Below are 15,667 nucleotides of genomic sequence, written 5' to 3' on the forward strand. Positions count from 1 at the left end.
AAAATTGTGGTGAAAAAATATCTAATAAAGAAAAGTCAAGTAGTGGCAATAGTGGTTTTTCTTATTGAAATCATGGGTGCATTCATTTTGGCACAGATAGATGTGTCGAAAAATGTTCTGGGAAAAATAGGTTATGTGGCCATTATATACGGAGTTCTTTCTACGATAGTGTTATATCAAGTCAAGAAAGAATGGGACGTTTTTCTCATATTTATGATAATGTGCTACTTGTTCTCTTTTGGACAATGTATACTAGTAGCATTTGGATATGAGTTGGGAGTATTTGCGTTTTCGATGGACAGAGGCTTTTTTTCTAACCAGGAAATATTAAATGCAAGTGTTTTTTGCTTTATTGCTATTGCGTTAACAGGAATTGGCTTTTGCTTTCATAAGGGGGCTATCAAATATGAAAAGCTCTCGGAGAAACCTGTATTGACAGACAATGTATTGTGTAGGGTGGCTTGGGGACTTTTACTCGTATCAGTTGTTCCAACATTCTATGAATTATATAAAGATATAACAACTGTTTTTTTTAATGGATATAGTAATACATTGGGAAATGCAACAGGCATTGATAAGATTTTTACATTACTTTCGGGGTTTTATGCAAGTGCAATTTTGATTTTATACTGCTTTGAAGAAAAAAGAAGAAAAATGGTATACCTCGCTTTAGGTAGTTATGCGCTGTTTCAATTATTGGGTGGAAGTAGAATAGATGTTTTTCGTTTGGCTATAGTCTTTCTTGTTATTAGCAATTTGTATAGAAGAGAAATAAGCAAAAAAAGAGCTATTATGATTTGTATTTTTGGATTAGCGGGTGTCTTTGCGTTTTCGTTTGTGTCAAGTTTTAGAAATTATATCTATCTTGCAAATAATGTACAACTTTTTTTGAAGGAAACAGCGACAGATTTGATAGAAAACAATTTTGTTTTTTCTGCAATTAAAGAAATGGGAAATACACAAGTCATTAATACGCTGGTATATGCTTTGTGCCCGAAAAAAGTGGATTATAGATACGGAATGTCCTTTGTTAGAAGTATATACAGTATTTTGCCAAACTTTTTGAATTTGGATTATATAAGCATCGATGAAGTGTTTTCTCCATATTACACAGTGACAAATGCAGGATGTGGAGCATCATTTATAGCGGAGGGATACTGGAATTTCGGATATTTATCAGTACTTTTTTTTATAGTGTTGGGATATGTTTGGGGAACTCTATCGAATAGTTTCAAGAGACTTTGTAATTCGAAATATGTAAAGCCAGAGAGCTTCTTTGTGATCATATACTTGATGTACTACATGATCTTTCTTGTTAGAAGTGAAAGCATTGAGTTGGGACGTTCTTTTGTGTATTACGCTGTAATTCCAATTCTGATTAGCAAATTACTAAAGACAAAAGCTGTCCGGGGGGGGAAGACAAGCTAAAGAATGGCTTGCTTACATTCACTCTTGTATAGATAGTATTCCCAAAAGGCTGTGTGATGCAGTTACATACTGCTATTTCTTTGAAAGAGAGGTAGCGGTATGAAAACATATGAAAAAGTTATTGTTATTGTATTCGTTATCTTTAATTCAATATCGGGTTTACAAATTTCGGGAATTTCTGTCAATGCTGTATTTGTTGGACTTTTCGCATTATTTGCAGGAGTTGAATTCCTTAAGCATAAAGACAAGAGAGGAATGAAAATACCGCGAACTTCAGGATTTCTCTTGTTTATATTATTTAGTATGGTATCGTGCCTGTTTTCCATGGCATACAATTTTCGGGTGGAACATTATGATATAGTGAAAAGCTATTTAATCAATAGCACTTTGTATCTTGTGATTTTTGTACTGTTTTTTAACTGTACAAACAAGTATATATCAGAATGCACAGATTGCTATGTAAGAGGAATTGTTTTGGCGGCACGGATACAAGCCATATGGGGAATTCTTCAGTTGGTTTTACAATATAGTGCAGGAATTAATATCAACCAAATTCTGTTTGTAGATATTCTTCACTCTACAAATACGAGAGATTGGATTATGGGATTTATCTCTGGGAATTCTTGGAACATGAGAATTACTGGTTTGAATTTTGAAAATTCGATGTTTGCTCTTGTTGTATGTTTGGGTGCGGTGCTTGAAAAGAAGAGAATATGGAAGTTTATATTGCTAGTCACAGCAGTTCTTAGTTTGTCAAGAACAGGATGGGTAATGGTGGCAAGTTATGTGCTAATTGTAATTATTAGAAAATTGAAGGGAAAGGGGAAAATAAAAAAGAATGCGTTGGTTAGGAATGCAATTGGCGGAGTAACTGTAATTGTAGCCTCATTAGCAGCGTATTTGAAAATACCATCTATCCGCAGACAGGTTTCAAATATATTATTGCGGATAACTGATACAGGTGCGATAAATGTTTCAGGAATGCGGCATTTATTATATTATCCGTATGGATTTGAAATATGGCTGACACGTTCAAACGTTTTTCAAATGTTATTCGGATACGGAATGCGATGCTCTGGAACTGCATTCTCTGAACAGCAAGATATTTGCAGAATAATAGGCATACAGCAGTATTCAAGTGCATGGGCCGTAGAATGTGATGTTATTGGATTACTACTTGGGGGCGGAGTGTGTACATTTTTGGCATATTATTATGAAGTAGTAAAATGCATGAAAACAAAGTTTAAGGATGCAATGATAATAATTATATTTGGTGGAATTACTTATCATTATCATTCGATAAGCTATGTGATTTTTTTGCTAATGATGGCTTCATTGAGCAAAGTGAAAAAATTTGACTAAGGAAGGCGAAGTGGTATGAAACAAAAATCGTTAGGACTAAATGCTGTATTAAATGGAATTAAGCAATGCTGTTCCATTATTTTTCCATTGATTACATTTCCGTATATATCAAGAGTATTAGGAAATGATGGTTATGGAAAATACAGCTTTTCATATTCTGTGACGAATTATTTCATACTGCTGGCAGCCCTTGGAATATATACTTATGCGATTCGGGAAGGTGCAAAAGTACGCGATGACCAAAAAGAAGTAGACAAGTTTTGCTCACAGGTGTTTTCCATTAATGTATGTTCAGGAGCAATTTCATTGCTGTTGCTCAGCATAATGGTATTTTGCCTGCCCAAATTTTCGGGATACAAACCCTATATTTTTATCCAGAGTACAGCAATCATCATGGCTGTAATTGGTACAGACTGGGTAAATGGCATCTTTGAAGATTATTTTTATATTACAGTACGGTACATTGCAGTTCAGTGTGTGTGCCTCATTGCAATGTTTGTTTTCGTAAAGAAGCCAGAGGATATTATTCCATATTGCATCATATCAGTTTTAGCAACTAATGGCGGAAACCTGATTAATGTATTTTATGTCCGTAAGTATGCGAAGATTCGCTTTACGTTTGATATGGACTTGAAAGAGCATCTTGTGCCATTGCTGATCTTATTTGTGAATTCAATTGCTATCTCAATTTATGTCAATTCGGATATTACGATGCTTGGATTTTTTGAATCGGATGCGCAAGTCGGCGTATATAGTTTTGCATCTAAAATATATAACCTGCTTAAACAGCTGATCAATGCGGTGATTGTTGTATCAGTTCCAAGAATTGCGTACATCATTAAAAATAAGCCTTTAGAGTATAAGACGTTTCTAAATCGGATCTTCTCTGCGTTGAATATTGTATTACTTCCACTCGTAGTGGGAATGTTTTTCATGAGCGATTCCATGATTTTAATTGCAGGGGGAGAACAGTATATCGCTGGTGATGCAGCTTTGAAAGTTTTAAGCGTTGCGACCTTATTTGCTATATATGCGTCACTGTTTACGAACTGTGTTTTGATTGTTAATCGTCAAGAAAAACTTTGCCTTAAAGCGACAGTGGTTTCAGCAATTGTAAATGTTGGATTAAATTTCATTTTAATGCCTACAATTGGAATGATTGGTGCTGCAATTACAACAGTAATAGCTGAGTTAGTGAACTGCATGATGCAGATGCTTTTTTCAAAACCGTTTTTTGATTGGAGAACGTTGGAATTGAAACCAATTGCTTCGTGCATTTGTGGCAGTGCGTTTATTGGAATTATTTGTTTACTATGCAATGGTTTCTGCCATAGCAGCTTGATGAAGATGGTTTGTGCTGTTGCGCTTTCTATTTTGGTGTACATGGTAACTTTGATTGCTATGAGAAATCCATACGCCACTGCTGCTATGGATGTTATAAAGAAGAAAATGAGGAAGAAGAATGGGTAAGAAAGTGTCAGTCGTTATGACAACTTATAACGGACAAAAATATTTGCGGGAACAAATGGATTCCTTACGAGAGCAGACAATGCCAATTGACGAAGTAATTATCATGGATGATTGTTCAACAGATCATACACCCGATTTAGTGAGTGCTTATATAAAAGAGTACGACCTGAAAGGGTGGAACTTGGTTCAAAATGAGCAGAACCAGGGATGGAAGAAAAATTTTAAGAGTGGCTTTGATTTAGCAACTGGTAATTATATTTTTCCGTGCGATCAAGATGATATTTGGCATCTGGATAAAGTTGAGAAGATGGTAGAGTGCATGGAAAATAATCCTAAAATTGAATTGCTCGCCGCTAATTATAATACTTTCTTTTCAGAAAAAGATAACGGAAGCGGGAGTAAGCTGTATGCGTCTAACAGTAAAAAAATGAAAAAAGACGAAAGTATAGATCTTTTGGGAATTGATCCCAAGTGGCCCTATATTAATCGTCCGGGATGTGTGTTCTGCTTCACAAAAAAGTTTTACAACTCGATTAAGGATAAATGGGATACGAAATACCCACATGATGCAATACTGTGGCGTTTTGCAAGAATGGATCATGGTTTAGGATTGTTCAATTACCCAGTAATAGAATTCCGTAGACATGGTGACAATGCAACAAGTGAAGAGAATAGAACCAAAGAAAGTAGGATTCAAACATTTAATGATTATATTCGTTTTCATGAGATGGGCTTGGAACGAGTAACGTCAGAAAAAGACAAAGAAACGCTAAAAAATGGAATTGAGTTTCTTGAACTAAGAAAACGTTTTTTTGAGACTGGAAATATTGCGTTATGGATAAAACTTGCAAGCAAATATCGGGATTTTTATAACTCAACAAGGGGCTGCTTGGGTGACTTGTATTTTGTTTATAGAAAATAATATAGAGGAGTAAAGTAATAATGGATGACAAAACATTACGAAAGGTTCAACTCGCACAGCTGGAGATTGCAAAAGAAATAAAGCGTGTGTGTGATGAAAATAACATCAAGTACTTTTTGGATTCAGGAACATTGCTTGGTGCAGTTCGACATAAAGGTTTTATTCCTTGGGATGATGATATGGATATTGGAATGCTTAGAGATGAGTATGAAAAGTTCATTCGAATTGCACCCGAAAAGCTAGGCGAAAACTATTTCTTGCAAACATGGAAAAGTGATCCAGGCTATCCGTTCCCGTATGCAAAAGTTCGGAAATTAGGAACGTGCTATATAGAGAATGTTTCGCAGGCCAGTGGGGCACATAATGAATTGTTTGTAGATGTTTTTCCATATGATGCTTGTCCTAATGACAAGAATACTTTAAGAAAACAATCAAGGAAAGTTACATTGTATCGCTATGCATTGCAAATGAAAAATAAAATTAAACCATGGACAAGACATCGTAAAGCCTGGAAGAGAATCCTATGTTCAATTAAGTACTTTCCCTTTATGGTATATGCAGTTACTCAAAGCCGAGATCGGCTTATACAGAAAAATGAAAATTTGCAAACAAGGTTCAATGGATTGAAAACGGCGTATTATGAAGCTGCCAATGCCAGCGCATATGCCTCTTGGATAATCCCAGCAGAATGTTTTGAAACATTGAAAATAGCACAGTTTGAGGATGATGCATTTTTGATACCGGGGAACGCGGACCTATATTTGAAAGTAGCTTATGGTGACTATATGCAGCTTCCTCCTGTAGAGGAACGAGGAAATCAACATCAAATTATTGAATTGAAACTTTGATTTTAATTTAGCGCCTACTTACTTAGGGCGTGTTTCTAAAGTGTAATGGATGACAGAATCGAAAAAATCATGCAAAAATAACGGGAAAATCATGATAAGACGGTGAATAAAGAGGTATTGAAAAACAAGGAGAATTTAATGCCATGAGATGCTACGAAGTAACAGATGAACAATGGAAAATCATTGAGCCTCACCTGGGGAATAAGCCCAAATGATTGGGTAGACCGCAGGTTGATAACCGAAAATTGTTTGAGAGAATTCTCTAGATTCTGAGAATTGGTGTGCCTTGATGGGATTTGCCAGAACATTATAGACCGTGGCAGACTGTGTACAAGCGGTTTGCGCAGTGGCTGGAAAATGGGAAATTGAAATCTTTGTTTGACCAACTGCGTGAAGGCGCAGATATGCAGGATTTGAGTATAGTTGGTATTGCAAACTTGGCTGATTTGAAAGAAGGGAGGTATAAATTGTGACCAAAGTAATTACCTATGGAACATACGATATGTTGCATAGAGGACATATTAGACTTCTTGAAAGAGCAAAAGCATTGGGTGATTATCTTATTGTTGGTGTCACAGCTGATGACTTTGATAAAACTCGCGGTAAGATTAATGTGCAGCAATCATTGATGGAGAGAATCGATGGAGTGAAGTCCACAGGATTAGCCGATGAAATTATTGTTGAGGAATATGAGGGGCAAAAAATTGATGACATCAAGAAGTATGATGTTGATATTTTTACGGTTGGATCTGACTGGAAGGGTAAATTTGATTACCTGAATGAATATTGCAAAGTTGTCTATTTAGAAAGAACACAAGGTGTATCAAGTACAGAAATTAGAGAACAGAAGCGACAGCTCCGGATGGGATTGATTGGTGAATCGAAATATTTGTGTAAATTACTCAAAGAGAGTACATATGTAAATGGATTGAGTATAGAGGCAATTTATTCTGATACACTGGATGATGTACCGGCTGAACTTAAAAAGCTAAATACGGTAACAGACAATTTAGATGTTTTTTTTGATGCTGTTGATGCGGTTTATATCAGGTCGTTTCCGACAAAACATTATGAACAAATAAAAAAAGCGTTAAATTCAGGAAAACATGTTTTGTGTGAATCTCCGATTACCTTGGATAAACAGAAATGCAAAGAACTATTTGAATTGGCGCAATCAAAAGGCTGTATTTTAATGGAGGCAATAAAAACTGCATATAATACGGCTTTTTCAAGGCTTGTACTGTTGGCGAAAAGCGGAAAAATTGGAGATATTATATCCGTTGACGCTACTTGTACAAGCTTAAAGGAACTTTCGGTAAATGAAGTTGAAAAATTTATTGTATGGAACAGTGCATTTGATTGGGGACCGACAGCAATGCTTCCGGTTTTTGAAATCTTAGGCACAAACTATAAGATCAAAAGAATTGTAACGCACTATATTGATAAAGAAAGAAGTTTTGATGATTTCACAAAAATTGACTTTACATATGATAACGCGGTTGCGTCAATCAAAGTCGGAATGGGTGTGAAGTCTGAAGGCGAACTGATTGTGTCGGGGACAAAAGGATATATATATGTTCCAGCTCCATGGTGGAAAACAGATTATTTTGAACTGCGTTATGAAAATGCAGCAGATAATCGGAGGTATTTCTACCAGCTAGATGGAGAAGGAATTCGGTATGAATTGGTTGCTTTTGTAAGAGCAATTGAGAATGGCCGTATGGCACGATATATCGAAGAATATGTATCTGAGGCGCTTTCTTCGGTGTTAAGCGACTTTCATAATGGAATAGATGTATTTGCAATCAAAAAATGAGGAGGATATAAAATGTATTATTTGGATAGTAAGGTGGAAAATCTGTATAGAATTTTTGATCAGAATGCGAGAAAGGATTATCTGAGATTAGACTTAAATGAGAATCCGGGTGGTCTTCCGCAGGAATTCATTGATGATGTCCTTAAAAATGTGACACCGCAGTTTGTTGCACAGTATCCAGAAACGTTACATTTTACGGAGGTTCTGGCTGATCATCTTGGAACTGACATTTCTCATGTTTGTCTGACAAATGGTTCAGCAGAGGGCATACGTTATATCATTCAGGCATTCACATCAGTAAATGGACGTATTGTTGGTGTTGTCCCGTCCTACTTTATGTTTCAGGTTTATTCTGAAATGTATGAACGCAATTTTGTAAAGGTCCCATATAAAGAAGATTTGAGTATGGATGTTAATGATATTATTCGTGAAATGACGGATGATACACAGCTTTTAATTCTTTTGAATCCGAATAACCCGATGGGAAATGTATATTCGGATGATGAGTTCGAATCTATTATGAAGATTGCAAGGGAGAAGCAGATTACGGTACTGGTTGACGAGGCATATCATTATTTTTATCCTAAGACATTTATTAAATATGCATTGACAAAGGATCATGTGTTTATTACAAGAACATTCTCCAAGTTGTTCTCTATGGCTGGTTGCCGTCTGGGTTACGTTGTAGGTTGGGCTGATGGTGTTAAGATGGTGCAGAAGATGTGTACACCGCATAATACAAATGCATTTGCTATGTTATTTGCAGAAAAAGTATTAACGACACCGGGAATGCTTGATTCTCTGATTACAAAGTTTAATGGTGGAAGAAAGTATCTTGTTGATTCTTTGGATAAAAATGGGTATCGTCATAAGGGCGAAGCCGGTAATTTCATTTTTATCGAACCTAAAACAGATGCACAGACTGTCGTGGATAGGATGAAAGCGGAAAAGAAAATCCTGATTAAGGCTTACCCGAATGTCGGTGAGTTTGGTAATTGTTTGCGAGTATCAATTGGTGAAGAAAAGTATATGAAGCAATTTATGGATGCATTGCTTGAAATTGATCAATGAATCAATTATAAAGCCAATATATTCTCTTTGATGGTGATCAATTTAATGGTGCTAGAGATAGTAAGGAAAAACTATTCCGCGTTGCGAGTTCACTAGAGATTTCAATTGGAAATATTGAACAGTTGCTGGTAAGACAATTTATTATAAAAAAGGAAGAGGACTATCAAACAATAGCTCGACTTGTTCGCATGATTGCAGAGCAATGATAGGCAACTTTACGAAAAAAAGGTTTCATGGTATCATTATTTTATATATAATTGATGCTATGGAACCTTTTGAACATAACAGGCATATAAAGTGGTGATTTTAGTGAATACAATTTATCGGATTCGTGAAAGTTTACAATGGAATCAGGAAAAAATGGCTGATGAGATGAACGTTACAGCTGTTACAGTGAAGCGTTGGGAAAATGAGGATGGGATTCCGAGTAAAGCTGCCCAGGAGAAGCTTATCTCTATATGCCAGAAGGAAAAAATAGATTTGGCTGAAGTAGTAGAGAAGTCAATCAGAGAACAGGCACAGGAAATTGCGAAAAGTAATACGTATAGAGAAATTTTGTTTCATGGTTCTAAGTTGGGATTGAAAGGAAATATTTCTTTGGCTAATCGGATATGTAGAGACTATCGCCGTGAAGGTAAGTATTTTGATGAAATCATTGACAGTGCAAGACAGAAGTAGGTGAAAATAATGGATTCGATAGAACTGAAGCTTTGTGATATTCAGGGCAGGTTGTTTGAGTTGGCGTGGAAAGAGCATTATAACAGTGAGAGATTTATACGGTATTTTATGAATTCAAAGGTAGCCCGGGCGTTAGATTCGGAGTATAACCGGATGCAGTGGGCTGGAGAAGAGTATTTATTGGAAGAGTTTGCAGATGAATGCCCGGAAGTAAAGAAAGATGGTATACAGCATGATAAGGAAGTTATGTATTGGGCGGGATATGTGTATCGATACTGGCATTATGTAACAGGTGAATCAAGCAGAGAGATTTATCGTCAGGCTCCGGCAAAAACCATGAATGTAAATTACCTGATGTTTCACACGATGGATCCGGAGATGGCGGTGGAGGATCTTAAGGAAATCTACAGGCAAAAAAGGGGTGTGTAAAATATGGGTGCATCGCAGATCGAGCAATATAAAAAAAATTGATGCACTGCTGATAAAAAATCAAAAAGCTGACAGAAGTACGAACCTGTGTCATTGTAAAAGCAGATTTGTTCTGTCAGCTTTTTTATGTAAGTATAATTCGAGCGGCAGAGGATGCTCTGTGAAATTATACCAGTTTATTTAATTTTTCAATAATTTCTGTAAGTTCTTCTCTGGAATACCCGCCGAAGCTTACCAGCGCACGTAATGGCATGGAGTCGGTCATGGCTTCTGTCATTTCTTCAGTGATAGCTTCGGAAGCGGCTTCAGAAGAGGACTCTTCACCAACGTTCATGGCTGAGATATATTTTGCTGTCAGTTCTTTTGCTGTTTCGCTTGTTTTCGGGTTGCGGAACAGTTCGCCCAGGGTGGTGTTCATATGAACATGCATCGGAAGCTCCTGGCTGCTGTTCAGATGGATCCTGCCTTCAAGATGGATATCTCTGGAAGAGGTACCGACAAGGAGCTTATATTCGCCGCTGGCTGCGAACCAGTCGTGAAGCTCTGTATTGTACCATGCGAAGCTTCTCTTGTCCAGCTCCATGGTTACTGTTTTGGTTTCGCCTGGATTCAGGAAAACCTTTTCGAAGCCCTTGAGCTCTTTTTCCGGACGGATTGCGGAACTGGTACAGTCTTTGACATAGAGCTGTACGACTTCTTTTCCTGCCATATTTCCTGTGTTTGTTACATCAACCGAAACGGTGATGGTGTCTTTGTCTGTAGGATTTTCATTGGAGATCTTCAGGTCGCTGCAGGCAAAGGTAGTGTAGGAGAGTCCATAGCCAAACGGATATGCTACATCCATTTCTTTTGTATCGTAGTAGCGATAGCCTACGAATACGCCTTCACGGTATTCAACCTTTTCACCACCGCCGAAGTTCAGGTAGGATGGATTGTCGGAGAGCTTGAGCGGCATTGTCTCAGCAAGCTTGCCGCTGGGATTTACTTTTCCGTAAAGGATGTTTGCGACAGCGGTACCGCCTGCCTGACCGCCGAGGTATGCTTCCAGAAGGCCTTTTATATCATTGAGCCATGGCAGCTCCACGGGGGAACCGTTGTGGAGGACGATCACGGTATTCGGCTGTACTTTAAGGATCTCAGCAATGAGACGGTTCTGACATTCAGGAAGCCTCATGTGGGAACGATCGTATCCTTCAGATTCAAAGCTGTCCGGAAGTCCGGCGAAGATCACAACCTTGTCAGCGGCGGCAGCAGCTTTGATCGCTTCAGCTGCAAGTGCATCATCGTAGAGATCTTTGTCTGCAGGAAAACCTTCTGCATAAGTAACCTGTGCATCGGAAGGAACGGAATCCAGTGCGTTTGTGATCTTGAAGCAGTTGATATGAGAGCTTCCGCCGCCCTGGAAACGAGGCTTCTTTGCAAAACCACCGATGAAAGCAATTTTCTCGGATGCTTTCAGAGGGAGGATCTGCTCATCGTTTTTCAGAAGAACCATAGATTCTTCGGCAATGTGGCGTGCTTCTTCATGGTCTTTTTCCATGGTGAATTCCTGCGGTGCCCGGTTGTCTGCATATTCAAAAATTATGCGTAAAATGCGTTCAACAGCCTGGTCAAGAATGTCTTCCTTGAGGGAACCGTCTTTTACGGCCTGTACGATGAGGGCATCGTTGACCCCATTGGAGGAAGGCATTTCCAGCTCAAGACCTGCCTCAAGACCTTTGACGCGGTCATTGACTGCACCCCAGTCGGACATTACATAGCCCTTGAAGCCCCAGTCGCCGCGGAGAACATCTGTGAGAAGCCATTTATTCTCAGATGCGAAAGTGCCGTTGATCTGGTTGTAGGAGCACATGAAGGTGTATGGCTGAGCTTTTTTTACTGCGGTTTCGAATGCAGGGAAATAGATCTCACGTAAAGTGCGCTCATCTGCCTCGGAAGAATTACTCATGCGGTGATATTCCTGGTTGTTTGCTGCAAAGTGCTTGATAGAGGTTCCTACATGCTGGGACTGTACTCCGTTTATAAAAGCGGCTGCGATCTCACCTGCGAGATATGGATCCTCGGAATAATATTCGAAGTTTCTTCCGCAGAGAGGAGAACGTTTGATGTTTACGGCCGGTCCGAGAACTATGGATACATCGTTGGCCTGAGCTTCTTTTCCGATGGTTTTGCCCATTTCTTCCACCAGCTTGCGGTCAAAGGAGCAGGCGCTTAAAGCGGCCGGCGGGAAGCAGACGGCTTTGATGCTGTCATTCATTCCAAGATGATCGCCCTTGTCATCCTGCTTACGAAGTCCGTGAGGGCCGTCGCTGACCATTACTTCCGGGATCCCCAAGCGTTCCACATGTTTCAGATGCCAGAAATCAAGACCTGAGCACATGCCGGCTTTTTCTTCCAGTGTCATCTGGCTTACGATTTTTTTCAGATCACGTTTCATTAAAAATACCTCCGAAATGTTTTTCTTACTATGAACTATAGCATGTTTTGCTGGTAAAATATAACAAAAATTTGTTAAAAATAAAAAAATATTGCAGTTTAGCCGAATTAAGTAAGTCTCTTACTTCAATTGCGAATATCCGCATGACCCTCACATTTTCAGGAATATAAAAACGATATGCAGGTCGATTGACAGAGCGGTGAGAGATATCTTTTTCTGGCTTTTGTGGGAAGAGTGTAGTAATATAGGTAGGAATAATGACAGAGCTGCCGGACAGAAGAATGGTCGGCTGTCTGGCTTATGTGAAAGGACTTATAATGAAAGACATCATATCAAGTATTATTACAAGTGTACTGACAGCTTTGTACCAGCCATTTTGGTTTTCTGTGATTCTGTCTGTGATGGTACTGTTTTTTTATCTCTTTGCCTACCATAATGAGACAGGTGGAAGGGGAATCAGGGGCGCTTTTTCCGTGTGGTGGCAGTATTTCAGAGGAAATGCTTTTTTTCGGAAGCTGTTTTTTCTGACCTTTTATACAACCATGATCTTGTTTCGCACGCTGCTGAACCGGGATATGTGGATGAATCCCCTTTCGGATGTGATGGCGAACTGGTGGATCTGGAAATATGGAGAGGATGGTACCAGATATCTCACAACTGAGTGTATTGAGAATCTGATGCTGTTCATTCCGTTCACGATCCTGCTGTTCTGGACCGCAGGAAAGAAAATATTGAAAAAAACAACATTCTTGAATATTGTGTGGACCGGACTTAAGATTACCTTTGTATTCTCACTGTCCATTGAACTTCTGCAGCTTTTCCTGAGGCTTGGGACGTTCCAGGTTTCTGATCTGACATATAATACTCTTGGAGGAGGTATTGGCGGGACTGTGTACTGGATTGGTCATCAGCTCTCAGTCAGGCGGGGAGCCGAATAATGTCTGCCGCAGATAGCAGGAAGACAGAGAAACGGATCAGCCCGGATTGCTGTTCGTGAGTGATGCACTGAAATTTTTGCGCGGTGCATCGCTAAAATTTCGTTGACAAATCTTCCATAACGTGTTAACCTAATACCAGTTTCAAAAAGAAAATGCGTAGATGAGGAATAGTACACAAGAGAACGGAGCACAGAGAGCTGCTGTCCGGTGAGAAGCAGCGGAAGGGATTTGTGGAACTCGCCTCGGAGCATCTGCCTGAAATCTTTATATATTATATAAGAGAGTAGACGCAGACGGTGTCCGCCGTTATCCGGAGAGGATATAAGGATGTATATACATTCCGTATCTGTCAAGTGTGTGAATTTTTATTCATGAAATAAGAGTGGTACCGCGTAGGACAGCAGTTGTCTTTCGTCTCTTGCAGAATCTGCAGAGGCGGAAGATTTTTTTAATGTCTTTATATCAAAAACAGAAACCAAAGAGAAATTTTAATGGAAACAGAAAGTGGAGGAAAACAAAATGATGACACCATCCAAGTACAAACGTCAGTATTACATGCCGCCGGTGAAATGTATGAAATGGGCGGAGAAAGAATATGTGGATAAGGCCCCGATCTGGTGCTCTGTAGACCTTCGTGACGGAAATCAGGCACTTGTGATCCCGATGAGCCTGGAGCAGAAAGTGGAATTTTTCAAGCTTCTTGTAAAGATTGGTTTTAAAGAGATCGAGGTTGGATTTCCGGCTGCTTCTGAGACAGAGTATGAGTTTCTCCGTACGCTGATCGAGCAGGATCTGATCCCGAAGGATGTAACGATCCAGGTGCTGACTCAGGCAAGAGAGCATATTATCCGTAAGACTTTTGAAGCTGTTAAAGGCGCCCCAAAAGCGATCGTTCATGTATACAATTCCACATCTGTAGCTCAGAGAGAGCAGGTATTCAAAAAATCAAAAGAGGAGATCCTGAAGATCGCAGTAGATGGCGCTGCACTTCTGAAAAAACTGGCTGATGAGACAGAAGGCAATTTTCAGTTTGAGTACAGCCCGGAGAGCTTTACGGGAACAGAGCCGGAGTATGCACTGGAGGTGTGCAATGCGGTTCTGGATGTATGGCAGCCCACTGCAGATAACAAAGCGATCATCAACCTGCCTGTTACGGTTGAGCATTCTATGCCGCATGTGTATGCAAGTCAGGTGGAATACATGTGTGATAATCTGAAATACCGTGAAAACGTGATCGTTTCTCTTCATCCGCACAATGATCGTGGATGTGGCGTTGCAGACTCCGAGATGGGTCTTCTTGCAGGTGCTGACCGAATTGAGGGAACTTTGTTCGGAAATGGTGAGCGTACCGGTAATGTGGATATTGTAACGCTTGGTATGAATATGTATTCCCAGGGTGTGGACCCGAAGATTGATTTTTCTGATATGCCGCATATTTGCGAGGTTTATGAGAAATGTACCGGAATGCAGATCTATGAAAGAAGTCCGTACAGTGGAGCTCTTGTATTTGCTGCATTTTCCGGATCTCATCAGGATGCCATCGCAAAGGGTATGCACTGGAGAGAGAACGGAGATCTGGAGCACTGGACTGTTCCGTATCTGCCGATCGATCCGACAGATGTGGGAAGAAACTACGACGCAGATGTTATCCGTATCAACAGCCAGTCCGGAAAGGGCGGTGTAGGCTATATACTGGAGACAAAGTTTGGCCTGAACCTTCCTCCGAAAATGCGCGAGGCTATGGGCTATGCAGCCAAAGCAGTGTCCGATCACAAGCACAAAGAGCTTCATCCGGACGAGATCTTCAGTCTGTTCAAATCTACCTTCGAAAATGTGGTTGAACCATACAGCATCAATGAGGTTCATTTCCAGCAGAAGGAAGACGGCATCGTAACACGGGTTACTTCTACATTCCGTGGAAAAACCATCGTTACAGAGGCTTCCGGAAATGGTCGTCTGGATGCGGTAAGCAATGCGCTGAAGAAAGCTTACGAACTGAAATACACACTGGAAACTTATCAGGAGCATGCTCTGGAGCAGAGCTCTTCCTCCAAGGCTATCGCTTATGTGGGAATTCGCAAACCGGATGGAACGCTTGCCTGGGGAGCGGGTGTTGATCAGGATATCATCCGTGCCTCTATTGATGCACTGGTAACTGCGATCAACAATCGATAAGCATCCGGTTCCGGATAGGTTTACAAAAAATGAGAAGCTGCCATAAAACGCAGCTTCTTTTTTTGCCGTGCAGATGCTATAATAGTGCGGAAT

General features: G+C 39.7%; 12 protein-coding genes and 1 other annotated feature. Of the genes, 11 read left to right on the plus strand and 1 reads right to left on the minus strand.

The features are described 5' to 3' along the window. The first annotated feature begins 9 nt into the window (after positions 1 to 9). The 9 genes from wzy to LI091_RS08825 all read left to right on the plus strand — a co-directional run bounded on the left by wzy (position 10) and on the right by LI091_RS08825 (position 10,024). Positions 10 to 1,428: an O-antigen polysaccharide polymerase Wzy family protein gene (wzy, locus tag LI091_RS08785; protein WP_265191061.1), complete on the plus strand. Its 1,419-nt coding sequence runs from the start codon at positions 10 to 12 to the stop codon at positions 1,426 to 1,428. 99 nt (positions 1,429 to 1,527) lie between these two features. Further along, positions 1,528 to 2,790 carry a hypothetical protein gene (locus LI091_RS08790; protein WP_265191062.1) on the plus strand — a complete coding sequence of 421 codons (1,263 nt, stop codon included), beginning with the start codon at positions 1,528 to 1,530 and terminating at the stop codon, positions 2,788 to 2,790. 15 nt (positions 2,791 to 2,805) lie between these two features. After that, complete coding sequence (locus tag LI091_RS08795; RefSeq protein WP_265191063.1) at positions 2,806 to 4,260, plus strand: flippase; 1,455 nt, start codon at positions 2,806 to 2,808, stop codon at positions 4,258 to 4,260. Continuing rightward, positions 4,253 to 5,182, plus strand: coding sequence for a glycosyltransferase (locus LI091_RS08800; RefSeq protein WP_265191064.1), 930 nt, complete (start codon positions 4,253 to 4,255; stop codon positions 5,180 to 5,182). The genes LI091_RS08795 and LI091_RS08800 overlap by 8 nt, the downstream gene beginning before the upstream one ends. A 20-nt stretch (positions 5,183 to 5,202) precedes the next feature. Then, positions 5,203 to 6,030: a LicD family protein gene (locus LI091_RS08805; RefSeq protein WP_265191065.1), complete on the plus strand. Its 828-nt coding sequence runs from the start codon at positions 5,203 to 5,205 to the stop codon at positions 6,028 to 6,030. Positions 6,031 to 6,499: 469 nt separating this feature from the next. Next, a complete protein-coding gene (locus LI091_RS08810; protein WP_265191066.1) occupies positions 6,500 to 7,846 on the plus strand; it encodes a Gfo/Idh/MocA family oxidoreductase in 1,347 nt (448 codons plus the stop codon). Between the two features lie 12 nt (positions 7,847 to 7,858). Next, on the plus strand, positions 7,859 to 8,917 hold the full coding sequence (locus LI091_RS08815) for a pyridoxal phosphate-dependent aminotransferase (protein WP_265191068.1): 1,059 nt from the start codon (positions 7,859 to 7,861) through the stop codon (positions 8,915 to 8,917). Positions 8,918 to 9,226: 309 nt separating this feature from the next. Beyond that, positions 9,227 to 9,595, plus strand: a complete 369-nt coding sequence (locus tag LI091_RS08820) for a helix-turn-helix domain-containing protein (protein ID WP_265191070.1) — start codon at positions 9,227 to 9,229, stop codon at positions 9,593 to 9,595. 9 nt (positions 9,596 to 9,604) lie between these two features. Further along, a complete protein-coding gene (locus LI091_RS08825) occupies positions 9,605 to 10,024 on the plus strand; it encodes a hypothetical protein (RefSeq protein WP_265191071.1) in 420 nt (139 codons plus the stop codon). 166 nt (positions 10,025 to 10,190) lie between these two features. On the opposite strand, the gene LI091_RS08830 is transcribed toward LI091_RS08825, so the two are convergent. Then, positions 10,191 to 12,461, minus strand: coding sequence for a glycoside hydrolase family 3 C-terminal domain-containing protein (locus tag LI091_RS08830; protein WP_265191073.1), 2,271 nt, complete (start codon positions 12,459 to 12,461; stop codon positions 10,191 to 10,193). Positions 12,462 to 12,718: 257 nt separating this feature from the next. Here LI091_RS08830 and LI091_RS08835 point away from each other — a divergent pair, with 257 nt between their 5' ends. Together LI091_RS08835 and LI091_RS08840 are read left to right on the plus strand one after the other, a co-directional pair. Further along, entirely contained in the window at positions 12,719 to 13,399 is a 681-nt protein-coding gene (locus LI091_RS08835) for a VanZ family protein (protein WP_022427222.1), read from the plus strand. 148 nt (positions 13,400 to 13,547) lie between these two features. Beyond that, positions 13,548 to 13,821 (plus strand) — a binding site (T-box leader). Positions 13,822 to 13,918: 97 nt separating this feature from the next. Beyond that, positions 13,919 to 15,574 carry a 2-isopropylmalate synthase gene (locus LI091_RS08840; protein WP_175443004.1) on the plus strand — a complete coding sequence of 552 codons (1,656 nt, stop codon included), beginning with the start codon at positions 13,919 to 13,921 and terminating at the stop codon, positions 15,572 to 15,574. The last annotated feature ends 93 nt before the right edge of the window (positions 15,575 to 15,667 follow it).

It is taken from the genome of Blautia sp. MSK20_18, assembly GCF_020553125.1.
Classification (GTDB): Bacteria; Bacillota; Clostridia; order Lachnospirales; family Lachnospiraceae; genus Blautia_A; species Blautia_A fusiformis.

Bases quoted from the DNA above. Each gene is read 5' to 3' on its own strand.
- LI091_RS08830 (WP_265191073.1), bottom strand. From the start codon at position 12,461: ATGAAACGTGATCTGAAAAAAATCGTAAGCCAGATGACACTGGAAGAA.
- LI091_RS08800 (WP_265191064.1), top strand. From the start codon at position 4,253: ATGGGTAAGAAAGTGTCAGTCGTTATGACAACTTATAACGGACAAAAA.
- LI091_RS08805 (WP_265191065.1), top strand. From the start codon at position 5,203: ATGGATGACAAAACATTACGAAAGGTTCAACTCGCACAGCTGGAGATT.
- LI091_RS08815 (WP_265191068.1), top strand. From the start codon at position 7,859: ATGTATTATTTGGATAGTAAGGTGGAAAATCTGTATAGAATTTTTGAT.
- LI091_RS08825 (WP_265191071.1), top strand. From the start codon at position 9,605: ATGGATTCGATAGAACTGAAGCTTTGTGATATTCAGGGCAGGTTGTTT.
- LI091_RS08790 (WP_265191062.1), top strand. From the start codon at position 1,528: ATGAAAACATATGAAAAAGTTATTGTTATTGTATTCGTTATCTTTAAT.
- LI091_RS08795 (WP_265191063.1), top strand. From the start codon at position 2,806: ATGAAACAAAAATCGTTAGGACTAAATGCTGTATTAAATGGAATTAAG.
- LI091_RS08840 (WP_175443004.1), top strand. From the start codon at position 13,919: ATGATGACACCATCCAAGTACAAACGTCAGTATTACATGCCGCCGGTG.
- LI091_RS08835 (WP_022427222.1), top strand. From the start codon at position 12,719: ATGACAGAGCTGCCGGACAGAAGAATGGTCGGCTGTCTGGCTTATGTG.